Here is a 22,802-nt window from a genome sequence, read left to right as displayed (position 1 = left end):
TATTGACTTTTAGTAAATTTTACTTGTATAATTTCTCTTATGATCAACACGGAAACTCAAGGTCTTCGTCAAGAAATCTTAAAAATAGCTGGTCAAAATACTATTCAACTTGGCGACAAATCTTACGAAACTCGAAAGGCTGGCCTTGATGATGTTCCCGGCAGCACTGGTGTCGTTTGTGAAGTGATTAAATTTACCGATCCAGAAGCTAATGAACAAATGGATGCAGCTTTAATTACCATCGAACCTAATCATTCTACCCCTATTCAACACTGGACCGGTCCAAGAATTTTCATTGAATCAGTGATTAAAGGCCAGGGTTACTGGTTAGGTCTTAGTCCTGATGGAGAAACCGTTTGTTATGAATTTAATGGTGAAAAAGACGAACCCCAACTAGTCACCTACGGCCAAGGTTGGACTGGTAGCTGGATTGCCAGTGAAAGCGGCCTGGAAGTAATTGAAATCTGTGTTCCCCCGTTTGAAGCTGACGGAACAATTTTAGTGGCGAAACCTGAAGATCAAGTAGTTGGCGCACGTCATCTTCCCCAAGAATTTAGAGAAAAATACGCTAGCTTATTACCTCCCCCATCACCCTCGGAATCTCTCTGACTAAATCGCTCGTGTTAAAATAAGGACCAATCTTGGCGTACAGCCGATCTCCCGCCAAACCATTTAAATAAGTTCCACAGCTCGCCGCCAAAAACGCCTCATTTTTACAATACAAGGCCGCAATTAAACCCGCCAAGACATCCCCTGTTCCCCCTTTAGTCATTCCTTCATTGCCGGTTTGATTAATTAAACACTGCTTCGAATTACAAATCACATCTTCCCTTCCCTTTAACACAATCGTGCACTTATGTTTTTTCGCCATTACTTCAATTTTTTCCTCGCCAAATAATAATTTATATTCCTGATGATGCGGTGTAATTATCATATTTTTGTTTAATAAATTTTTGTCCATCACCTGCAACGCCCCGCCATCAATCACCCATTTCTTATTTTGGTGACGCTTCAGCAACTGATTAGTTTTCTCTTTTGTCTCTTGTCCCCTTTCCATCCCTGGACCGATTAAAATACAATCTGACTCGTTAATATATTCGTCAATTTTCCCTCTAGGCACGATAATCCCATTTTGAAATCTTTCTTTCTGTTTTTTGACAATTGCCTCGTTCACCGGCACAGATGAGTAAAACACCATATCCACGATTCTGGACGCCACTTCTAAGCTCCACATCGACGCGCTATGGAAAAGATTGCTGCCGCCGATTACCAACAGTTTCCCGTTCTGCCCCTTATGCGAATCCTTTGGCGGCCGATAAAGCTGTTTCAAGACTTTCTGGTTAAACTGTTCCATATCTGTATTTTACTCTATTCCCAAAACATTTTTGATAGCCGCCACCGATACTTCCGGCTCAGTAAAATGCACTGTTTTAAATCCAAATTTCTCCGCCGCCCCGGTATTTTTACTGTCGTCGTCAATAAATAAACATTCTTCCGTCTTCAGATTTAATCTTTGGCAAAGCAGGTTAAACATTTCTGGGTCCGGCTTTAATAAATGTACTGTCGATGAATCCATAATTACCTCAAAGTAGTCCTTAAAATGTCCGATACTCTCCCACTCATCCCACAAACCAATCTTGGAATTTGTCAGCATCCCTAACCGAAATTTCCCCTTTAATTCATCTAATAATTTATAAGTTGGCTCGATCCGTTTAAACCCCGGCACAAACCTCTTCCGCCAATCTAAGGCTTTTTCCGGCACGCCTAACTCCAGAGTTATTTTTTTAAAAAATTCATCTGCTGTCATCTGCCCAATATCTGAACCAAATTCCGGATCAAAAGAATGCTTTAAATAAACTTCCATAAATTTTTTATAATCAACGTTTATTTCTTCAGCAAATTTCCTACAGATTGTTTCCCAATCGCATAAAACCCCTCCGGCATCAAAAATCACGGCTTTAATCATATTTCCCTCTCGATTTCCAACAACCGGTTGTATTTAGCAATTCTTTCCCCTCGGCACGGAGCGCCGAATTTAGACTGTTCACAACCGGCGCCGACCACCAAATCAGCAATCATATCATCGTTGGTTTCCCCTCCCCGGTGGGACACAATCGTCGCCATTTTATTGTCTATTGCTAATCTAATTGCCTCTAAAGTTTCCGTTACTGTTCCTATTTGGTTTAACTTAATCAAGACACTATTACAGGCCTTTAACTTAATCGCTTTTTTAATCCTCTCAACATTCGTCGTTAATAGATCGTCGCCGATAACTTGTAGCCAGTTGCCAACTTTCGCCGTCAAATCCGTCCAATCCTGCCAACTCTCTTCTTCGTACATGTCTTCCAAAGACCAAATCGGGTATTTTTTTGTCCACCTGATAATTTTCTCTGTCCATTCTTCCGGACTTAAATCACGGTATTTGCCGTCTTTAAACCACTCGCTGGCCGCCCCGTCAATTCCGAGTACCACTTCTTCGCCCGGCTTAAATCCGGCCGCTTTAATTGCCTCCACTATTAATTCCAATGCCTCCTCATTTCCCTTTATTTCTCTTGGCATATACGCCCCCTCAAATCCCACGCCGACGCTGTAGCCTTTTTCATTTAAAAATTTTCCTAAAGCGCTGAAAATTTCTGTTCCCACCCTTAACATTTCGCTAAAATTGCCGAATTTTTCTAGCTTGGGTAGGACCATAAATTCCTGGCAATCGGTTGACCAGTTGCCGTGCTTACCGCCCTCCAGCACTAAAATCTGCGGCTGCGGCATCTTCAGCTTTTTATTGCCGCTTAATTGCCCAAAATATTTATACAAAGGTAGGTTTAAGCTTAAAGCTGCCGCCCGGCAAACCGCCATGGAAACACCAACTACCGCGTTAGCCCCTAGCGTAGCTTTTTGCGGAGTGGGGTCTAACTTAATCATCATTTCGTCAATCTTTTCCTGATCTGTCACCTCTTGATCCACTAATAAATCATTAATTTCCGTGTTAATATTTTTCACTGCTTTTAAGACGCCTTTGCCAAAATATCGCGTGGAATCCCCATCTCTTAGCTCGCAAGCTTCCGCGCTACCGGTCGAAGCACCTGACGCTACCGCCGCCGTGGCCGTAAGACCGTTTTCCAATACCACTTTTACTTCTACGGTCGGTGTGCCTTTAGAATCCAAAATTTCCCTGGCTTCGACTTTTTTAATTTTCGTCATAATTTAATTATATCTAAAGTTTTCAGTCTTTTCGGTATCAAATGCTCATCCGCCGTTGTCATAATTGTTTGCTGTTTTTCCAAGAGCTTAAACACTTCTTCCCGATGGTCATGGTCCAGCTCGGAAAAAATATCGTCCAATAACAAAACCGGTCTTTCTCCAGTTTTGGCTTCAATAAACTCCAGTTCGTTTACTTTTACTCCTAAGACCGCCATTCTCTGCTCTCCCCTTGAACCGTAAATACTTAAATCTTTAGCGGCTTTCCCTTTTCTTTGCATAATAAACTTAAAATCATCCCTATGCGGCCCGACCAACGTTTTTCCGGCCGCTATTTCATTTGCAGTATAATGTTTTAATCGGCCTTCCGAAATCACGCTTTTATCATAAACTAAAGATAAATTTAAACTATCTGCCGCCAGTTTTGCATTGATAAAATTTATAAACTCCTCTCTCTTTTGACTAATTACGTCCCCATTTCTTATTAACAGCTGGTCCCAAAATATTAACTGCCGTCTGTTTCCCTCGCCCTCTCGAATTTTTTCTAAAAGCCTGTTCCTCTGCCTGACGCCTTTTTGATAAGACAAATGACAGCGTCGGTATTCCCGGTCAACTTGCTCTAAGACAAAGTTTAGATATTCCCGTCTTAGGCTTGGCGACCCCAGCACTAAATCAATGTCTTCCGGCCGAAATAAAACACACCGGAAGTTTCCCACAAAATCCATCTTCCGCTTCGCTACATCATTCACAAAAAACCTTTTTGGTTTGGACAAAAAAACCGCTAATTCTGTCTCTCCCGCCTGCCCAGTCACTCTTCCAAACTCCTGACCGTATAAAATCATTTCTTCGTCTTTCTCTGCCCGAAAACTTTTCCCCGCCGCCAATAAAAAAATCGCTTCCAAAATATTACTCTTCCCGACACTATTGTCCCCGCTGATTACCGTTGTCTTTTCTCCAAACGCAAACGCTCTCTTTTTATAATTCCGGAAATTTTGTAAACTTAAGTTTTGTAAATTCATTTCTGGCAACCTGGGCAATAATACGTCCCTCTTCCCCCTAATTTTATCTTTTTTATCTCACTGCCACACCTGGAACATTTTTTCCCTTCTCGCTCATAAACCAAAAAGTGTTCCTGATAATGCCCGCCTTTGCCTAAAGCGTTAACATAATTTTCATCGGAAGCCGTCGACCCGCCATACTTTATTCCCTGATTAATTACCTTTATTGTGTATTGGTGCAGCTCTTTAATTTTTTTAACTTTTTTTGCTGGGATTCGCGGATCAATTTTGGCACAATACAAACTTTCATTAGCATAAATATTCCCGATTCCTCCCATTTTTTTCTGATCCATTAATACGATTTTTACAGCCTGCCCTGAACTTTTAAGTATCTTTCTTAAATAGTTCAGGGTGAACTCTTTGTCCACCACATCCGGCGGTAAATCGTTAATCATTAATCTTAAATCTTTATTCTTAATGACTTTTATCCACCCAAACCGTCGCAAATCATTAAACAACAGTTTCCCCTTATCTAATTCAAAAATGGCCCGCGTATATTTATTTTTCTGGCCATTATAAATTAACTGGCCAGTCATCTTTAAATGGATCAACAAACTTACTCCTCCGCTTAACTCAATAATTATCATTTTTGCTTTCCGTCTCACGCCTAAAATTTTCTTGCCGATAACACTTGCTTCGACCGCCGAAGCCTTGGCGAAGGCGGTAAGGCCTTTTATCCTCTGCCCCACCAAAACAGCATTTAATTGTCGTCTGATTGTCTCTACCTCTGGAAGCTCAGGCATCTTACTCCAATCTCGCTAAACCGATTTTTTTCGACTCCTTAAAACAAAGAAAGAAAAACCAAATTGATAGCAGTAAATAAACCGTAGTTAAAACTGCGCTTTTGATTAAACCTGTCATCTCTATCTGCCCTCCAGATAAAACTGCCCTCATCCCCTCAAAAATATAACTGGTCGGCACCCAAGCCGCTATTTTTTGCGCCCAAACCGGCAAAACTGACAAAGGGTAAAACACCGCCGAAAACGGCGACAAAACATAAATCGCCATCCAGGCCAAAGCCTGAATTCTCATCCCAAACCGAAGAATTAATCCAGCCACCAAAAATCCCGCCACCCAGCCAAACATTAACAAAAGTGCCATGTATGGCAACAGTAACCATCCCAATCCTGACAAAACATTAATTTTATACAGTAACCAAATTAATAACGTCGCAAAACTAATTGTTGTTACCATCTTCATTAAGCCCAAAATTACCACCGCCACAATCCATTCGCTCACCTTTAATGGCGTCGAGAATAAATTCACTAAATTACTACTCCACAGCTCTTCCAACAAATTAATCGTAATCTCATATTGGCTGCGCCAAACAACCATCCACAGCACCAATCCGGATAAAATCATTAGCACAATCTGCGATACATTTGCGCCGGATTTTTGAATATAAACACTGGTTAATCCCCAAAGCAAAATATCTACTGCCGGCCAATAAAAACTATCCGCCAGCCGGTCCAGACTGTGCCGGAAATTATATAAATGCCTCCAGATGACAGCGTTGATTCTACCTCTGTTCATAGTTGTGATAAAAAGAAATCTTCTAATGTCGGCTTGTCAATGCTGATCTCGTCATATTTAATCTCGCGCTTGGCCAAATCATTCAAAAACGAGGCAATCTCTTCTTCATTAATTTTTACCTCTGTTTCTTTATCCCCTACTCGGTAGCGCAGAGTACAAATTTTAATTCTTCTGGCTAAACCTTTGGGTGTATCTTCTGCCACAATTTTACCTTTTCTCAAAAAAATTACCCTGTCACATACCTCTGTTACCTCTGCCATATTATGCGAAGTAAATAATATCGACACATTATATTTTTCCTGCTGCCTCAATAAAAACTTCCGGACTTTATCAGCCACTTCCGGGTCCAAACTCGCCGTCGGCTCATCCAATAACAGTAGTTTAGGGAAATTAATCATCGCTTTTGCCAACATCACCCGCGTTATCTGGCCGGAACTAAGCGTATTAAAACCTTTATTCGTATATTTACTCATCCTAAAAAGCTCCAATACCAACTTAACCCTTTCTCTTGGATTTTTTACTCCGTACATCTTGGCATAAACCATCAAATTTTCCCAAACCGTCATTCTCCAAGGCAGACGGATATAGGCCGAAGCATAATTAACTTGCTGCATAATTTCTGATCTATTTTTCTCAAACTCTTTGCCGAAATATTTAATCTGGCCCGAAGTTTTAGAGGTCGTTCCTAACAACATCTGAATGGTCGTAGTTTTTCCCGCTCCGTTTGGACCTAAAAATCCCACAATCTCACCTTCATTAATTTTAAAGGAAATGTGGTCCACGGCCACCGTCGGCCGTTTCCGGCCGCCAAAAACTTTGGTTAAATTTTTCACTTCCAAAACCACTTTTCCCATGAAGCTATTTTAACTTACTCTCAACAAATTCCCTAATTTCTTGTTTAAATCTTTCCTTATTAAACTTTTTCGCCTGCTCAAAACAATCTTCCTGCTTGAACTTCATTTTCTCAAATTTTTTAATCGCCTGCATCAAAGATTTCACCGAATAATCGTCGAAAAATAACCCCGTTGCCCCTGCGCCCCGCGAAGCCTTGCGCGAAGTGGGGTCAACCACTGTTTCTTTATAACCTCCGCCGTTAAAAGCAATTACCGGCGTACCGCAGGCCATCGCCTCCAGCGGCGTAATCCCGAAATCTTCGTCTTTTGCTAAAGCCAAAAATGCCTTCGCCCCGCTGTAAAGTCTTCCCAATTCTTGATCATTCACCTGGCCTAATACTTGAATATTTTTTTCAGGTTCGATTTTTAAAGGCCCTTCCCCTACAATCTTTAATTTAAACCCCAACTTTTTTGCCGCCTCAACCCCTAGTTCAATTCCCTTGCTCCCCACTAAACGAGATACTATTAAATAGTAATCCCGTTTAGCCCCAGCGTAGCCTTTGGCGAAGTGGGGCAAATCTATTGGCGGGTATATCACCACACTTTCTCTCCTGTAAAACTTCTCTATCCTCCGCTTCGTCTCCTTGCTATTAGCAATAAAATATTTCACTTTTTGCGCCTGTTGGAAATCATAATGCCGCATAAAGTAACCGACAATTGTGGCATACACTCTCACCAACCAAAACCTCTGCCAATCCTGGCTGGTTTTATAGCCATACAGCCACCGCGGCGGCGTGTGACAGTAGCAGATATCATTAAAACCTTTAGTGATATACCAACTGCTTGAACTAATAACTATGTCATGGTCTGCCAGTTGTTTTTCAAAACTACCCCATATCTTTGGTGCTAAAAACCGCAAAGGCGAATAAAGTTTTTCTTTAAACCAAGGTATTTTTTGCGCCCAGGAAGTAATAATTTTTTTGCCCTTAAACCGCCTATAGCTTTCCGAATCTTTCCGGCAAAACGCCGTATAAATCGGCGCTTCCGGCCAAATCTCGGATAGAGCCAGCAAAACTCTTTCCGCTCCCCCAAACTCATTTAAATAATCATGCACTAAGGCAACTTTTATCATAACTAAAACAAGTCTAATTGGTTTTTTGGATGATCTTCTGTTGGTAATTTTTTAATCAGTGACTTAAAATTCCACTTTTCAAATAATTGAGCCGCTTGTTTCTGATTATAGTCGCAAATCCGGCAAGCCTCTAAATCCAATGTGATCGGCACGTCAGTTACAATCGTCACCAAATGCTTACTCCTGTGCGCTTCTTCAAAACCATCAGTCATCCTCTGTTTTAATTTCCCCGGCAACTCTTCAATGTGTTCATAAATTTTTTCCACTGTCCCGTATTTTTTAACCAGCTCCACCGCTGTTTTCGGCCCGACTCCTACTACCCCCTTAATATTATCCGAGGCATCACCCATCAACGCTTTTAAGTCTGTTACCTGCTCCGGCTCTACTCCCATTTTTGCTTCCACTGCCGCTTCGTCATAAATTTTGGCCGGGATTTTTCCCCTGGCAGGAATATAAACCAGGACCTTCCCGTCATCCACGAGCTGCAGCGCGTCTTTATCTCCGGTCACAATCACTGTTTCCTTAATCCCCTCTGTCTTGCTGGCCTGAACAGCCAGCGTCCCAATCACATCATCTCCCTCAAACCCCTCGACCTCAAAAATCGGAATATTTAAAGCCCTCACCACTTCTTTCACCCCCTCCAGCTGATCAGTTAACTCGACATCCACTTCCGGCCGCTGGGCTTTATAGCCGACAAACTCCAAATGCCGGAAAGTCGGCTTATCCATATCAAATGCCACTGCCATATATTCCGGATGCAGTTCTTTAATAATCGTCAGAAGCATCGAGGAAAACCCATAAACAGCATTAATCTGTTTTCCCTCTTTGTCAGTTAAAGTTGCCGGAAATGCATAATACGCCCTAAATACCATTGCGTGTCCGTCAATCAAAACCAACCTATTTTCCATGAAACTATTGTAACATCAGATCCCTGATTGTAGCCAAGGATCCAACCGCCACCCATCCACTAAGGGCTCTTTCCAATCAGCTCGCCACAACTGACCAGCCACCACGGCTAAACTTTCCTGCACAGGCAGCACCTGTACTTTAACCCCATTCTGTAATTGCTTGATTGCCACATCTGGCCGCATTGCATCGGTCACGATCATCTCCGTAATTTTCGAGCTATTAAGATTTTCTATGGTCTCTTGGGAAAAATTCGCGTGCGAAGCCAAAATAATAAAATTCTTCAACACTTCTCTGGTCGCATCAGTTATCAAGAAAACTGTGTGTCCCGTCTGAAACTCGTCATCAAATATCACCCCTGTATCTACTCCCTCTCTGCACAACTGTTTTACCACTGCTTCCGGATTTATTAATCTTGTTTGCCTTGTCTCTCTGTCTCTTTCTTTCTGGAATGAAACCTGGTCTAATCCTAAATATTCAGCTAGCAAAACCGATGTAGAATGGCGGTTGAAATCAGGGCTCAAAACTCTCCAGTTCGACTTAACCCTTTGAGCTAGTCCAATTTTATCGGCAATAAACTGAAACGCCGTTAATCCTAATGTGGGTAAATTTTTTACCGAAGCCATTTGAAAAGCTATGTGGGAATGGGCTTCACCGATTACCAAACGATTAATTAATCTCCTGCCATCTAAGCCAGTCGCATCGGCGATTTGACTAATTGAGTCAAACGCCGTCATCGTTTCCACCCTTGTCTCACCTGTTTCCAAGTTGGAAAACACATTATCCTGCCTTAAACCATACAGTCTGGTGGCCATCAACATAATTTCTTCCGCCCCAAAAGCCTTTAACCATCTTGCCGCCCCGATTGTGTCTAACGCGGCATTAGCATTTTTTAAACTAGCAATTAAAACTACCCCTCTGCCATTTACCTCTTCAAACAACCCGCTTTCTTTCCATTGGGTTAAATCGCCGATGCTCGATCCATCAATAAAAGTATGTCTGGGCAAGGGCAATACTATCGGATCCTGCTCCTTGCTGGCTTCGGTGTGAGTCTGCCATTGCCGCAAGACATCTCCGGCCGTAACCCCGTAAATATATTCACTGCCTGTAACACCCGCTGTGTCAAAACTTCTCCCCATATAAAAAAACCCGCCGCTAAATTTCGGCAGGTCAATTCCTATTATACTACCACTTTTTATTTCTTTTCTTTAATCAAATAGTCCAGTTTTTGTTCCAGCCGATAAAGTTTGTTGTTAATTGAGTCCATTTCTAGTCTTATCCGCTTTGTCCAATACTTCTCTTCATAACGCATTATTTTCGAGGCAAAAATTGCCACAATTAAAGAAAACAGCACCAATCCTACTGTCATTAACACTGCCCCGATCAACCGGCCCATTAAAGTCATCGGCACTAACTCGCCGTACGCCCCGCCGGTCACGGCCGTTAACGCCCACCACAACCCATCACCAATTGTCCTGATTTTATGCCCGTTTTCAAACTTGACTACCCACACTCCTAAAATGAGGGCCAACAAAACTAAAGCCATCAAATAACGCCTTAACTTTTTATCGTGTTCAATTTTTTCAATTACGTTGCTCATGCCATTAATTTTTCAAAATCTTCGCTTTCTAAGGTCTCTTTTTTCAATAATTCCTTCGCCACCACCTCCAGTTTATTTTTATGTTTAGTTAAAATTTCCTGCGCTTTTTTTCCACAGCTATCAATAATTTTCTTGACTTCTTCATCTACCTTCGCCATCATGTCTTGAGAAATTTGTTCTGGTTCATACCAGGCCATTCCCAATTCAGAAATATCCACTCCCGCCCCTAAGCTAATCGGCCCCAAATCGCTCATTCCCATCTTTACCACCATTGCCCGCGCCAAATCCGACGCTCGGGTAATATCACTGGCCGCCCCGCCGGTTAATTCGTTAAAAATCAATTTTTCCGCTGTTCTCCCGCCTAAAAGCGAAGTGATCTGCGCCAATAAATGCGACTTTGTCTCGGTATACCGATCGGCTTTCGGCGGAATTAAAGTGTGCCCTAACGCTCCGCCGCGCGACACTATCGAAATTCTATGCACCGGATCCATTTTCGGCAAATAATAAGACGTCACCGCATGACCGGCCTCATGAAAAGCTGTCATTTCCAAATCATTTTTTGTCTGTTTTAATTTCTTCTCCGGCCCTAACTTTACTTTCAAAGCCGCCTCTTCCAGGTCTTTCATATCAATCGCCTTTTTACTCACTCTCGCTGCCGCAATTGCCGCTTCGTTCAACATATTTTCCAAATCCGCGCCGGAAAACCCGATTGTCCGCTTGGCTAATTTATCCCAATCAACATGACTATCAAATGGCTTCCTTTGACTGTGGATTTTAATAATCTGTTTTCTCCCGTCAATGTCCGGCATATCTAAAATAATCCTGCGGTCAAACCGCCCCGGTCTCACCAACGCCGGATCCAACAAATCTCCCCGGTTGGTCGCCGCCATCACAATCACCTGTTCATTCGGTGAAAACCCATCCATCTCCACTAAAATCTGGTTTAAAGTCTGCTCTCTTTCATCGTGTCCGCCGGTCAAAGCCCGGGATCTTTGCCTGCCGATTGCGTCAATTTCGTCAATAAAAATGATTGCTGGGGCTTTCTTTTTAGCACTATCGAACAAGTCTCGTACTCGGCTGGCTCCTACTCCCACCAACATTTCCATAAACTCGCTTCCGGCCATAGAAAAGAAAGTGACCCCTGCCTCGCCGGCCACTGCCCGGGCCAATAAAGTTTTACCCACTCCCGACGGACCCACTAAAATTACCCCTTTGGGTGTCCGCGCCCCCATTGAAGTATATTTTTTCGGATGTTTCAAAAAGTCCACAATTTCTTCCAATTCTTTTTTGGCTTCATCCACTCCGGCTACATCTTTAAAAGTGACATTTTGTTTCCCCTTCATAAATAACTTCGCTTTCGACCGGCCAAAACTGAATATGCCGTCTTGAGCCCCTCTCGCCTGCTTAAATAAATATAGGAAAATCACACCTGTCAACACCACCGGTAATAAGATTTCCAAAATATTCGCCCAAGCCTTAGTGACTGAAGTATCTTTATTTTCAAAATTTACCGTCGTCGGATCAATCCCCGATTTGTTTAAAATATCCACAAAGCCTTCATTGGCATCTTTTCTGGACTCCACCAATCCTGTTTTATCTTTGTATTGAATTAATATTTTTTCCTCTTCTACTTGAACCTTCTCCACTTTTCCGGCCTTAATATCTGTTAATAATTGGCTCAACCCTATCGTTTCTGTCGGCAGCGGCCCGGAAAAAAGCGACACCAGAAACGGCAACACCAAAAACAGCACTATCAGCCAAATTACCAGTCTTTTAGGGTTAAAGCCCAACTTAACCATCTTTACCTTGGTCCCGGTCTGCTTCTCAATTGCTTTCTTGATTTTGTTTAAATCTTCTTTCTCTGCCATGGAAAGATTTTATCACACTTATCTTACCTTCGCCCCCACCGCTAAATCATTCACTTCAATAAATATTGGCTTATCGTCGCCCACCGCTAATATCATCCCCTGACTTTCCTCTTCCATAATTTTCTTCGGCTCTAAATTCGTCACAAACAAGAATTTTTTATCCTGAAAATCCGCCCCGGTGTAACCATAACCTTTTACTCCGGTAAATATCGTTCGCGGTTTCTTTTCCCCAATCTCCACTGTTAATCTAATCAATTTTCTACTCTCTGCCACGTCTTCAGCCTTAACCACTTTTCCCACCCTAATCTCAATTTTGCCAAAATCATCAATCGTAGCCATATTTTCCTATTTTAACTGATTTAATTTTATTTTCACCCCTCTAATTCTGTTTTTAATTAAATGCCTGGTCGTTTTTTGAGGAAAAACCTGTTTTTTCAAGGCGGCTGCCACCACTTTTTCTTTAAATATTCTCATGTTTCTTCTCCTGGAATATACCCTGACTTGATCGGAAAAATAATCCACGCTCATTGCCGGAACCAACCTATACCCCAATCTTTTCAAACTCTCTACCCGATGATGACCATCCAAAATTATTCTGGTTTTTTTATCGATTATTACCGGATTAACGATTATTCCTTTTTGATTAATCAAACTCATCACTAACGCCAACCGCTGCGGGCTCACTTCCTCGTGGGCCCGCAGTTTATCAATCGCCACCAACCTTACCCCTTGTCTCATTTTAGTTTTCCTGACAAAAAATCTTCATAACCCTTAAGGTCCAACAAACCATGGCCGGAAAAGTTAAAAATTATTACTTCTTCCTGCTTCTGCCTTTTACAACGCAGGGCTTCGTCAATTACGACCTTTATGGCATGACTGGTTTCCGGCGCCGGAATAATCCCTTCAGCTTGAGCAAAAATCTGGGCTGCCTTAAACACACTCAACTGACTATAAGCTTTCGCCTCCATCAGTCCTTTTTGGTGTAAAAAGGCCAAAATCGGCGCAATGCCGTGATAACGCAATCCTCCGGCATGAATAGGGCTAGGCACAAAATCCGCTCCTAAAGTTTCCATTTTCAAAAGCGGCGTCATTTGGCCAGTGTCGCCGAAATCATAACGGTACTCTCCTTTAGTCATTGATCTAATTCCCTTAGCCTTTCCGGCTAATTGGTCCGCCAAAAACGGAAACGCCAAACCGCTAAAATTCGACCCGCCACCGCAGCAACCGATGACCACATCCGGCTTTTCCCCGTAATCTTTTAACTGCTGCCTGGCTTCCTGACCAATAATCGTCTGGTGCAATAAAACGTGATTTAGTACACTGCCCAGCGCATAATTGGTGGTTTTGTCTTGTGCCGCCACCTCAATCGCTTCAGAAATCGCCATCCCCAAACTCCCGGTTGTCTTTGGGTTTTTTAGCAAAAACTTCCGGCCGGCTTGGGTCTTCATTGACGGGCTGGCAAAAACTTCCGCCCCGAAAAACCTCATGATTGTTTGCCGCTGCGGCTTTTGTTCAAAAGAGACCTTAACCATAAAAATCAGGCATTTCAGACCAAATAAGCTGCAAGCCATCGCCAGGGCCGAACCCCACTGACCAGCACCGGTCTCGGTCGCTAACCGTTTTATCCCCTCTTTTTGGTTGTAATACGCTTGAGGAATCGCCGTATTAATTTTATGGCTGCCGGACAAAGTCACGCTCTCATTTTTGTAATAAATCCGCGCCGGGGTTTTTAAATATTTTTCTAACCCCCTTGCCCGCACCAAAGGCGTTGCTCGATATTTTTGGTAAATTGCCGCTACCTCATCAGGAATCTCGACAAACTCGTCTAAAGTCGCTTCCTGCCTGATCAGCTCCATCGGGAAAATCGCGGCCAAATCTTCCGGTTTAATCGGCTGCTTTGTTCCCGGATTTAACGCCGGTTCCGCTAACTCCCCCAAATATTTCTTGAGGTAATAATTGATATTTAAAAAATGCTGTACTTGTTTCATATTGTAAAAACCCCGCTCTGTGGCGGGGATTAAAATTTAATAATAAAAATTTTAGCTACGTTTTAGCCCGCCATAAATATGTTCCCAACCACCATCTAAAAAATCTCATATCAATATTTGAAAAACGAATATTTATTAGTAATTCCTATTTTCTCTCTCACTTCCGCCATCTTTTTCTCTGCCTGCTCTCTGGCTTTTTTTGCCCCCATTTGCAAAATCTCTTTAATTTTTTCCGGATTATTTTTTAAATCTTGATAATTCTTTCTCTCTTTATCAAATCTTTTTAATAAAGCCTTTAATAGTTTCTCTTTTACTTCTACATCCCCCACTTTACCAACTTTATATCTTTGCTTTAAATCTGCCACTTCTTCTTTATCTTCATTCACTAAATCATGGTAAATAAAAATCGGATTTCCCTCGACGCGGCCAAGATCAGTCGACCTGATTCTCTTTGGATCAGTAAAACAACTCATGATTTGCTTGGTAATTTTATCTTCGCTTTCAAAAACAGAAATATAATTATTTAAACTTTTGCTCATTTTCCTTGTCCCGTCCGTACCCACTAGTCGAGCTGTTTCTTTGACATTATAAATATCCGGCAATTTAAACGTCTGGCCAAAAACCTGATTAAAATATCCGGCAATATCTCGAGCAATCTCAATGTGCTGCCTTTGATCATCACCGACCGGCACATAATCCGGCTCGTACATCAAAATATCCGCCGCCATTAAAATCGGATAATTAAACAGGCCCATATTTACCTTTTCTTCATCAAAGCCTTTTTGCAATTTATCTTTATAGGCATGACAGCGTTTAATTAAGCCTAAAGGCGTCACGTTATTTAAAATACACTGTAATTCCGGATGTAAACCAATATCTGACTGGCGGTAAAACACCACCTTTTTCGGGTCTAGTCCGCAGGCCAAGTAAGATAAAACCTGATTTTCTACATTTCTTTGCAGCTGGGTTTTATCCTGAATTGTCGTTAAAGCATGCAAGTCGGCAATAAAAAAATAAACTTTATCAGCATTCTTCTGCAAATCTAAAAACGGCACGACTGCTCCAAAATAATTCCCAATATGAATCTCCCCGCTTCCTGACGGAGTTATCCCGGTTAAAATCGAGTATTTACTTTTCATATTTTTTACCCCGCGTAGCTTTTAGCAAAGTGGGGCTCTCCTTTTATATTATCTTTTTAATAATATTTTTCATAGGCAGGGATGGTAGGCTTCGAACCTACAACCTTCCGTTTTGGAGACGGACGCTCTCCCATTTAAGCTACACCCCTACAAAAAAATCCGCCCACGGCGGATTCGTCAAAACAAATGAGTCAACCTCATTCATGACGAGCTCCGTTGATTTACGACACTCGCTGCTGTCTTTCTTGCTGCGTACCCAACGCGGTACTGCAGATACGGTTTCGCCTCCGGCGCATATTCTTGCGCTCCTCCCCGATTCCAACCCTTCGGATCAACGGATTTAATTAAATTGTCAATATTGGTATTTTAGCACTAAAATAGAATTAGTCAAACTATGCTCAAACATTTTACCAAAGTCGATGAAGATTTTATCTGCGAATTCTGCGGCCAAATTACCCACGGCACCGGCTACACCAACCACTGCCCCAACTGTCTGTATTCCAAACACGTTGATGATCAATTTCCCGGCGACCGCGCTTCCAAATGTCAAACCTTAATGAAACCTATTGGCGTCCAAATTAAAAATGGCCGCTACATTATCTTTCACCAATGCCATTTGTGCCGCAAAATCACCCGCAACAAAACTGATCCGGAAGACAATAAAGAAAAACTGATCGAACTCTCCACCAAACCGATAAAGTAGCAGGGGCGAGAATTGAACTCGCGACCGCGGGTTTATGAATCCCGTGCTCTACCAACTGAGCTACCCTGCCTCGATCGCCATAGCCTTAGCGGCGGCGATCCTTCTATTTTACCAAAAATCCGCTCAAAAAGCGGACTTAGGTAACTTGGTAGCGGGTTCTGGGTAACGCTCCCAGATTAAGTGAGATTATGAGCCTCACGAGATACTTACCTCCCACCCGCTATATCAAAGAACAAGGGTTATTCTACCAATTTATCTGTAATTTTTCCAGTCCGGAAACTTATTTTTAAACGCCGTTAAAATAATTTCTGCCGCCTGGGCAATATTTAAATAGGTGGTGTTAATCACCAAATCATAATAATTAGGATTCGACGGATCTTTGCCAAAATGTTCTTGGATAAACTTTTTTCTCTCTTTATCAAGTCTCTGCATTCTTTCCCGGGCTTCATAAATCGATAGTTTTTCGTACTGGGCCGTATAGCCGGACCGCACCAAAAATGGCGCCTCAATCCGAACGTGCAAACCGCCGTAACCGCCGGTAATAAAGTTTGCCCCCCTACCCAAAATTACGCAATTCCCTTTCCTGGCGACAGTTAAAATTACATGGCATAAATGCTTAAAATACGTTTCCTCGTCAACATAATCCGGACTTAATAAAGAATAAACCAAATCTTCCACCATTCCCCTGTCCTTTTCGTCTAAAGAAGCAATTAAAGCCTGTCTCTTTTTGGTTTCTTTGGCAGTCAAATCAATTAATTTTTTGTTGTAAAATTTGTATTTTAATTTTTTGGCGACTAACTGGGCGATTGGTTTCCCGCCGCTGCCCGATTCCCTCGAAATTGTAATAAACGGCCTTATTTTAACTTTCCTGCTCGTTTCATCCACTCCCTCTATTTCCTTCGACACAAATTCCCGTCTCTTTACATATTGACCGATCAAATTATCAAATAACCCCATATTTTATTATATCATTTACTAAAAACCTGCCACCACTTTTGCCAATTAGTTAATTCTTCTTCTACTTTTATTACTTTTGTTACCTCTGTTACTTTTCCCACCTCCTCCGGTACCACCACCACCTCTTCTCCTGGCCGGGCCATATTCAGAACATTTCTGACTTGTTTTTCCCACCAATCTCCTTGAGTTGATTCCGCTAATTTCTGTTTTAATTGTTCTTGTTCATTTTTTGCCTTTGTCAATCCCTGTTCTGCTTCAATTATTCTCTTATCCGCCGCCTTTAATTTAATAATATCTTTAATCAGTTTCACCGAAATCGTTACGCTTAAAATCATGATTAAATAAACAAAAATTCTCTTCTTACCTGTTGACATTAATCCTCCTTATTGATATTATAAGCCACTCTATGATTACGGACCTTACTTCTGCCCGGGAAAATTTTATTGTTGATCTTAAGAAAAAAGGCCGCTCCACCTCGACTATTTTAGCATACAACAAAGACGTTGATCAGCTGATTCAATTTTCTGCCAAACAAAAGATTTCCCAACCACAAGAACTTACCTTCACGGTTATTGAAGCTTTTAAAACCAGCCTCACCGGCGATATTTACACCGCCAAGTCCGTCTCCAGAAAATTAAATTCCATTAAGACCTTCTGCCGTTTTCTGGTTAGTCTGGGGTTAATTAAAGACAACCCCGCCGCCGGCGTCACTCACCCCAAATACGAAATTAAGCCGCCCCGGATTTTGAGCAAAATGGAGTACCGGAGTTTACGCGATGTTTGCCGCGAAGATATCCGGCTTTATGCTATTGTCGAAATCCTCCTGCAAACCGGAATCCGCATCAGTGAATTAGCCAACCTAAAGCTGGAAGATATCGACACCGACAAATTAGATATTAAACCTTTTGAATCTCATTCTCGTCGGGAAGTGCCTTTGAATAAAGTCGCCCAAGCCGCCCTTTCTAGCTATCTTAAAATCCGCCCTAATGCCCGCGTTAAACAGGTTTTTATTACCAAAACCGGCCGGCCGTTTTTAATCCGTAATATCCGCACCGCCATTGACCGCTACTTTAAAATCGCCGGTGTCAAAAATGCTAAAGTTAATGATTTACGCCACACCTTCATTGCCCACCAGCTGGCCTCCGGCACACCGTTAACTTTGATTTCTAAGCTCGCCGGCCATAAACGGCTATCCACCACTGAAAAATACTTAGAATTTATTACCAAACCCACCGCCTCCCCCGCCAAACTGGAAGAACTTTAATCCCCTATTACTTCTTTTAGCGCTAAAGCAAAGTCAACACAACTCCCATAACGGTTTTTATGATCATAGCTAGTCGCCTTAGATAATACCCGATAAATTTCTGGATCGAGCCGGCCGGCGGAATTTAAAACAATGTTTGGCTCGCGATGTTCCGTTGCCCCCTCACCACCCAAAGTCCTCCAAATAATCATCGAGCTTTCTTGGGTTAAAAGTTCAAAGGCCATGGCGGCCAAAGCATGCTGGTCGGCCTGGACAAGGTCATGAGGGTAAGCCCGTCTTCCCCCCATACAACCCGTCGAACATCTCATCAATTCCGGAGAAGCATAATCCCAATGACTTAAAATTCTATCGACCCCAGATAAATCAATGGATGAACCAAAATCTCCCAGAAAAAAATTTTTTTCTTTTATTAAAATATTTGACGGACAAACATCCGCATAGACTACTTTTTTCTCCTTTAAATAATCCAAAACTCCGGCAATGCTTAAAACTGCTTCGCTAATTAATTGCGGGCTCAAATTCCTCTCGTCTTGTAAATTACCATCGGCTTTTTCCATAATGATTGCCGGAATAGCTTTAACATAAACATTAATCACCGTTAAACCATAAATAGGTAAAATGTTTGGATGGTCTAATGCCAACATCAATCTAGCCTCTCTGGCAAAGCCTTCAACCACAGAATCATCATTGGCAAAAGACCACTTCATCATTTTTAAGGCCACTTCTCTTTTTGTTTCATTGTCATAACCAGGAATTATCCAAGAATATGCCCCTGACCCTAATAAACTTTCCTGATCATCAACCAAAGAATTCAGAACAATTTCTTTTTTTAGCCTGAATCTTTGATCAGAAAGTAAAACCAAATTATTTTCTTTTTCTGGTAAACCAATTCCCTTAATGAAGGAGTGGACAATATTTTCAGTCAATGCCTCGCCGCGGCAATTAATCCCCAGACTTGGTAAAAAAATTTCCTGAGCCATAAATTTTTTGGGCAGGAAAATAAATAAAATGTAGGCCGGGAAGGATTCGAACCCTCGACATTCAAGGTATAAGCTTGACGCTCTAACCAGCTGAGCTACCGGCCTGAATTCCCTATTTTACCATTTTATTTAAACACGCTTAAATCAACTACGTTGAATCGACAATGAAACGCTGCCCCATGTACTTTATCAACTACCCACTCAATCGGAAAACCAAAAACATTTCTGTAGCCAAAATTTTGTATTAATGTTTCTTGAGTTACCTCAGCTCCCTCTACTGTTAACGCCACCCGACCATCAATTGACTTCCCCACCGAGAAAAAATTGCAACTAAGAAAACGGTTCGCTTCAAAAGGATTAACTCTGTAAACTGCTACTCTACTACTTGCCGCCTCGATAGCCTCAGGATAAATCTCTGCATACATATCGTCTAATAAAATTCCTGGCTTGCCTACAGCATCAACCCCAACCCCAACAAAAAGATCTAAATCAGGATAGGAGGCTCTTATTTTATAAGTATAATTGAATTTTAACTGCCCGATTTTCCATTCCGGCAACCATTCTATTAATCTCTCAAAATATTCATCTGACTTTTTACTACTTAACCAAGAAGAATAATCATTCATTGAAGGCCAAGGCAGGGCAATTCTATTCTTACCCTCACAGCCAGCCTGATCCAAGATTCTCTGCACGTGCTCAAGAAGAAAATAATCTTCCGGACCCACTACCAAACCTGCCTCTGCCATAAACCGACCACCGTTACCCAAATAATCATCTCTTACTAATCGCAATTTATCAGGATTTCCTCCCAAAGTCTCAATATTTCTTCTTAAAGCAATTTCTAAATAATCAGCATTTATGTTTGATCTAGCAACTATTGTTGTTCCCAGTTGAATAAAGGCATTACGTGGAAATGCGATCAAAAGAGGAGTTTTTGGATTTACTCCTATCATCTCTGTTGAAGAAACAGTTGTAAAGCCTAATTTATCGATAAATTCCATTAATAATGGACACTGGTCAAAAACCCCGCAAACCACTAACCGTTTTTGCCTCTCTTTTTGTATTTTTTCTGATAAAGGGGACACTGATTCTAATAAATAATAATACTGCGAGGCCTCATCCCTTTCAGCGATTATTGTCGATAAATTTTTAGCTTCTACCATCATTCTAGTATTATAGGCTCAATAAAGAAGAAAATCAATCCTATAATTTTGCTCTTTGAGTAATCTCCGCCTCCACCACATTCATATCTTTAGCGTATTTTAGCCGTGACAACTGCTTTACCATCTCCGCCATTTTCAAACTTCTGGCTTCTTTAGCTTTAGTCATATCTTTCGTTAAATCCATGGAAAACGCCGGCACCGGTTCATTATTCACAATCGTTTTGACATAAGCGTTAAACCGCTCCACATTAATTAAATCCGTTTCGCTAAACGTCGGCTGATACTCGTGTTCCAAATAATTAGCGTCCGTCACCCCCACCCGGAAAGAAATTAAAGTGCCTACGTTGCCGAAAATCGCGTTCTTTACCTCTTCTTCCATCTGGCCGATAAACTGATTGGCTACCGTCAACCCCAAACCGAACTTTCTCGCTTCCGACAAAATCTGGGCAAAATCCGGCGTGGCAAAGTTTTGAAACTCATCCACGTAAATGTAAAACGGCCGTCTCTGCTCTTCCGGAATGTTCTGCCGGCTCATCGCTGCCATTAAAATTTTTGGCACTAAAATTAAGCCTAAAAATTGGCTGTTTTCTTCCCCGATTCTACCCTTAGCCAAGTTAATTAACAAAATCTTTCCCTCATCCATTACTTTTCTAAAACTAAACGCGCTCTGACTTTGACCAATAATATTTCGCATCATTTTATTAGTCACAAAGCGGCCAAACTTCGACACAATGTAATCCAAAACTTCTGATTTATGAAAATCGGAAGTCTGGGCAATTTGGTCAGTCCAGTAACGCCGGACAATCGGGTCTTTTACTCGCGGTAAAATTTCCTGCACATACCTAGCATCGGTCAAACACCGCACCACTTCAATAAACGTGCTGCCCGGATCGCTCATTACCGTCAGCATGGCATTTCTGATTGCGTGTTCAAACCGCGGCCCGATAATGCCGGTTTTATGCGGATCGTACAGTTTGTACATCAACCCCACGATTGAAGTGGTCACAAAATGTTTTTCCTCTTCGGTATTGGCTTCCAGCATATTCAGGGCCATCGGCCGCTGGGTATCACTCGGATTAAAATAAATCACGTCTTCTGCCCGCTCCGGCGGAATCATTTCCAAAATCTTTTCCACGGTATCGTGCGGATCGATAAAACAAACGCCTTTTCCGGCCCGGATATCCTGCATAATCATATCCGTCAATAGCTCAGACTTACCCACCCCGGTTTTTCCGATAATATAAACGTGTCTTAATCGATCGTCATCAGTAATACACACCGGCCGGGCCACTCCTCGGTACACGCTTTTCCCCAAATACAATCCCGTTCTTGGAATCAAGGCCGGCGCCGGCGCCCGCTTGGCTGACAACCAAAAAATGTGCGGTGTCTCAATTGTTTTGTTGGGAAAGTGAAAAATCGTCGCTAGCTCTTCCGTTGACAAAATCGTGTTTGACCCGAATAACGGCAGATAGCGGTAAATAAAATCCACCATGAATAATTTCTTTAAGTGGATTTTCGCCCTCTCAAAACTGTTGTGGTCGGAATTAAACTGGGAAAAAGCCGAAACTAAATTTGACAAATGCGCCTCTGCCGATTCTTTAGTGGTCGATGAAACCACCAATCTAATGGTCGTTTCAAACCCCGGTTTAGAACATTTATTTTCAATCTGCTCGTAAGTCTTCGGGTCCACGTTATACTTGGCTTTTTCCGGGTCCGACTCGGCTTTTTTAGTCTTGGAAATATAACTTCGTCCTGCTTTCTGCCATTTTTTGTCCGCCCGGGTAATCAACACCTGCATCACCGCTCCTTCGTTATCACCCATCTTCGCTAACCCAGCCGTGATCGAGCTTAACGGATCCACCGGCAAATCTTTGTAAATCTGGGCAGGATAAAATGGCGCGTTATTCAGCTTTAAAGCCGCGAATGCCACCTTGCCGTAATCAGTAAAAATATTGTACTCATCCACCTCTTTCACGTCCGCGCCCGGATAAGTTCCATTAATCTGTTTCTCCACCATATCCCGCAATTTATTGGGAACTGACACGTAAAATCTGATGTCTTCTTTTTTGGCGACAATCTCAAAACTCAAGTGATCGCACGGTTTTAAAAAGCCCAACAGCCCGCCGCCTTTTTTTAAGCTGGCCATCGAGGCAAACATTTGTTCCGCCGCGTCAATCTTGACTTCATTGTCTCTGGGCACCGCCACCTGAAGTACCACAAACTCTAATGATCTTTTTTCCCTGTCTTTATGTTTCCAGTATTGGGCCAAAACATACAAAAATCCCACCAAACCCACGATTCCCAAACCTAATAAAAAGGCAATCAACACTAAATATTTTGCTTGTTCAATTAAAATATTAATTTGGTCCATTATTTTCTCCTATAGGCCACTTTTACCCCGAACATCTTAATCATTCTAATACACCATTCGGCCAACCACCTAACGCTGTCAATAATTTTATGACGTAAGCCTTTTTCTACTT

At 42.0% G+C, this 22,802-nt stretch carries 24 protein-coding genes and 3 tRNA genes; 3 read left to right on the top strand and 24 right to left on the bottom strand.

Features of this window, described 5'->3' with window-relative positions:
• Window positions 1-39: 39 nt before the first annotated feature.
• A complete protein-coding gene (locus NTZ93_00885) occupies window positions 40-609 on the top strand; it encodes a hypothetical protein (GenBank protein ID MCX6816411.1) in 570 nt (189 codons plus the stop codon).
• On the opposite strand, the gene NTZ93_00880 is transcribed toward NTZ93_00885, so the two are convergent.
• From NTZ93_00880 to NTZ93_00800, 17 genes are all read right to left on the bottom strand, one after another.
• On the bottom strand, window positions 569-1,354 hold the full coding sequence (locus tag NTZ93_00880; protein ID MCX6816410.1) for an NAD(P)H-hydrate dehydratase: 786 nt from the start codon (window positions 1,352-1,354) through the stop codon (window positions 569-571). The genes NTZ93_00885 and NTZ93_00880 overlap by 41 nt on opposite strands.
• A gap of 9 nt (window positions 1,355-1,363) precedes the next feature.
• Entirely contained in the window at window positions 1,364-1,966 is a 603-nt protein-coding gene (locus tag NTZ93_00875; protein MCX6816409.1) for an HAD family phosphatase, read from the bottom strand.
• The gene (gene eno, locus NTZ93_00870) at window positions 1,963-3,198 is read right to left on the bottom strand and encodes a phosphopyruvate hydratase (GenBank protein MCX6816408.1); all 1,236 of its coding nucleotides are present in this window, start codon (window positions 3,196-3,198) and stop codon (window positions 1,963-1,965) included. Before eno ends, NTZ93_00875 begins: the two co-directional genes overlap by 4 nt.
• Entirely contained in the window at window positions 3,195-4,214 is a 1,020-nt protein-coding gene (recF, locus tag NTZ93_00865) for a DNA replication and repair protein RecF (GenBank protein ID MCX6816407.1), read from the bottom strand. The genes eno and recF overlap by 4 nt, the downstream gene beginning before the upstream one ends.
• Window positions 4,211-4,996, bottom strand: coding sequence for a bifunctional DNA-formamidopyrimidine glycosylase/DNA-(apurinic or apyrimidinic site) lyase (mutM, locus tag NTZ93_00860; GenBank protein ID MCX6816406.1), 786 nt, complete (start codon window positions 4,994-4,996; stop codon window positions 4,211-4,213). The genes recF and mutM overlap by 4 nt, the downstream gene beginning before the upstream one ends.
• A 1-nt stretch (window position 4,997) precedes the next feature.
• Window positions 4,998-5,786, bottom strand: a complete 789-nt coding sequence (locus NTZ93_00855; GenBank protein MCX6816405.1) for an ABC transporter permease — start codon at window positions 5,784-5,786, stop codon at window positions 4,998-5,000.
• The gene (locus NTZ93_00850; GenBank protein MCX6816404.1) at window positions 5,783-6,640 is read right to left on the bottom strand and encodes an ABC transporter ATP-binding protein; all 858 of its coding nucleotides are present in this window, start codon (window positions 6,638-6,640) and stop codon (window positions 5,783-5,785) included. The genes NTZ93_00855 and NTZ93_00850 overlap by 4 nt, the downstream gene beginning before the upstream one ends.
• Before the next feature lie 4 nt (window positions 6,641-6,644).
• Window positions 6,645-7,751 (bottom strand): glycosyltransferase, encoded by a 1,107-nt coding sequence (locus NTZ93_00845; protein ID MCX6816403.1) that lies wholly within the window; start codon window positions 7,749-7,751, stop codon window positions 6,645-6,647.
• A gap of 2 nt (window positions 7,752-7,753) precedes the next feature.
• Window positions 7,754-8,659: a hypothetical protein gene (locus tag NTZ93_00840; protein ID MCX6816402.1), complete on the bottom strand. Its 906-nt coding sequence runs from the start codon at window positions 8,657-8,659 to the stop codon at window positions 7,754-7,756.
• Window positions 8,660-8,674: 15 nt separating this feature from the next.
• The gene (locus tag NTZ93_00835) at window positions 8,675-9,796 is read right to left on the bottom strand and encodes a hypothetical protein (GenBank protein MCX6816401.1); all 1,122 of its coding nucleotides are present in this window, start codon (window positions 9,794-9,796) and stop codon (window positions 8,675-8,677) included.
• A 56-nt stretch (window positions 9,797-9,852) separates the two neighbouring features.
• Window positions 9,853-10,257, bottom strand: coding sequence for a potassium channel family protein (locus NTZ93_00830; GenBank protein MCX6816400.1), 405 nt, complete (start codon window positions 10,255-10,257; stop codon window positions 9,853-9,855).
• The gene (gene ftsH, locus NTZ93_00825) at window positions 10,254-12,125 is read right to left on the bottom strand and encodes an ATP-dependent zinc metalloprotease FtsH (protein ID MCX6816399.1); all 1,872 of its coding nucleotides are present in this window, start codon (window positions 12,123-12,125) and stop codon (window positions 10,254-10,256) included. Before ftsH ends, NTZ93_00830 begins: the two co-directional genes overlap by 4 nt.
• A gap of 18 nt (window positions 12,126-12,143) precedes the next feature.
• Window positions 12,144-12,464, bottom strand: a complete 321-nt coding sequence (locus NTZ93_00820; protein ID MCX6816398.1) for a hypothetical protein — start codon at window positions 12,462-12,464, stop codon at window positions 12,144-12,146.
• A 6-nt stretch (window positions 12,465-12,470) separates the two neighbouring features.
• Complete coding sequence (locus tag NTZ93_00815; GenBank protein MCX6816397.1) at window positions 12,471-12,863, bottom strand: ParB N-terminal domain-containing protein; 393 nt, start codon at window positions 12,861-12,863, stop codon at window positions 12,471-12,473.
• The gene (locus NTZ93_00810; protein ID MCX6816396.1) at window positions 12,860-14,113 is read right to left on the bottom strand and encodes a TrpB-like pyridoxal phosphate-dependent enzyme; all 1,254 of its coding nucleotides are present in this window, start codon (window positions 14,111-14,113) and stop codon (window positions 12,860-12,862) included. Before NTZ93_00810 ends, NTZ93_00815 begins: the two co-directional genes overlap by 4 nt.
• Before the next feature lie 110 nt (window positions 14,114-14,223).
• On the bottom strand, window positions 14,224-15,252 hold the full coding sequence (trpS, locus tag NTZ93_00805) for a tryptophan--tRNA ligase (GenBank protein MCX6816395.1): 1,029 nt from the start codon (window positions 15,250-15,252) through the stop codon (window positions 14,224-14,226).
• Between the two features lie 76 nt (window positions 15,253-15,328).
• Window positions 15,329-15,401 (bottom strand) — tRNA-Trp (locus tag NTZ93_00800).
• Between the two features lie 245 nt (window positions 15,402-15,646).
• Here NTZ93_00800 and NTZ93_00795 point away from each other — a divergent pair.
• The gene (locus NTZ93_00795; protein ID MCX6816394.1) at window positions 15,647-15,955 is read left to right on the top strand and encodes an RNHCP domain-containing protein; all 309 of its coding nucleotides are present in this window, start codon (window positions 15,647-15,649) and stop codon (window positions 15,953-15,955) included.
• Here the strand turns inward: NTZ93_00795 and NTZ93_00790 are convergent.
• The 3 genes from NTZ93_00790 to NTZ93_00780 form a co-directional block, all read right to left on the bottom strand.
• Window positions 15,953-16,025: transfer RNA gene (locus NTZ93_00790), tRNA-Met, on the bottom strand. The two genes, NTZ93_00795 and NTZ93_00790, sit on opposite strands and share 3 nt — an antisense overlap.
• A gap of 182 nt (window positions 16,026-16,207) precedes the next feature.
• Window positions 16,208-16,912, bottom strand: a complete 705-nt coding sequence (locus NTZ93_00785) for a cytidylate kinase-like family protein (GenBank protein MCX6816393.1) — start codon at window positions 16,910-16,912, stop codon at window positions 16,208-16,210.
• A gap of 11 nt (window positions 16,913-16,923) precedes the next feature.
• Window positions 16,924-17,286 (bottom strand): septum formation initiator family protein, encoded by a 363-nt coding sequence (locus NTZ93_00780; GenBank protein ID MCX6816392.1) that lies wholly within the window; start codon window positions 17,284-17,286, stop codon window positions 16,924-16,926.
• A 32-nt stretch (window positions 17,287-17,318) separates the two neighbouring features.
• On the opposite strand from NTZ93_00780, the gene NTZ93_00775 reads away from it, so the two are divergent.
• Entirely contained in the window at window positions 17,319-18,176 is an 858-nt protein-coding gene (locus tag NTZ93_00775; GenBank protein ID MCX6816391.1) for a tyrosine-type recombinase/integrase, read from the top strand.
• On the opposite strand, the gene NTZ93_00770 is transcribed toward NTZ93_00775, so the two are convergent.
• The 4 genes from NTZ93_00770 to NTZ93_00755 form a co-directional block, all read right to left on the bottom strand.
• Window positions 18,173-19,156: a protein kinase gene (locus NTZ93_00770; GenBank protein ID MCX6816390.1), complete on the bottom strand. Its 984-nt coding sequence runs from the start codon at window positions 19,154-19,156 to the stop codon at window positions 18,173-18,175. The genes NTZ93_00775 and NTZ93_00770 overlap by 4 nt on opposite strands.
• 31 nt (window positions 19,157-19,187) lie before the next feature.
• A tRNA-Ile gene (locus NTZ93_00765) sits at window positions 19,188-19,261 on the bottom strand.
• 20 nt (window positions 19,262-19,281) lie between these two features.
• Entirely contained in the window at window positions 19,282-20,322 is a 1,041-nt protein-coding gene (locus tag NTZ93_00760; GenBank protein MCX6816389.1) for a hypothetical protein, read from the bottom strand.
• Window positions 20,323-20,359: 37 nt separating this feature from the next.
• Window positions 20,360-22,690 (bottom strand): type IV secretion system DNA-binding domain-containing protein, encoded by a 2,331-nt coding sequence (locus NTZ93_00755; protein MCX6816388.1) that lies wholly within the window; start codon window positions 22,688-22,690, stop codon window positions 20,360-20,362.
• Window positions 22,691-22,802: the final 112 nt, after the last annotated feature.

This window comes from Candidatus Beckwithbacteria bacterium, assembly GCA_026397255.1.
GTDB lineage: Bacteria > Patescibacteriota > Microgenomatia > UBA1400 > CG1-02-47-37 > JAPLVF01.
This window is presented reverse-complemented; position numbering and strand designations above follow the sequence as displayed.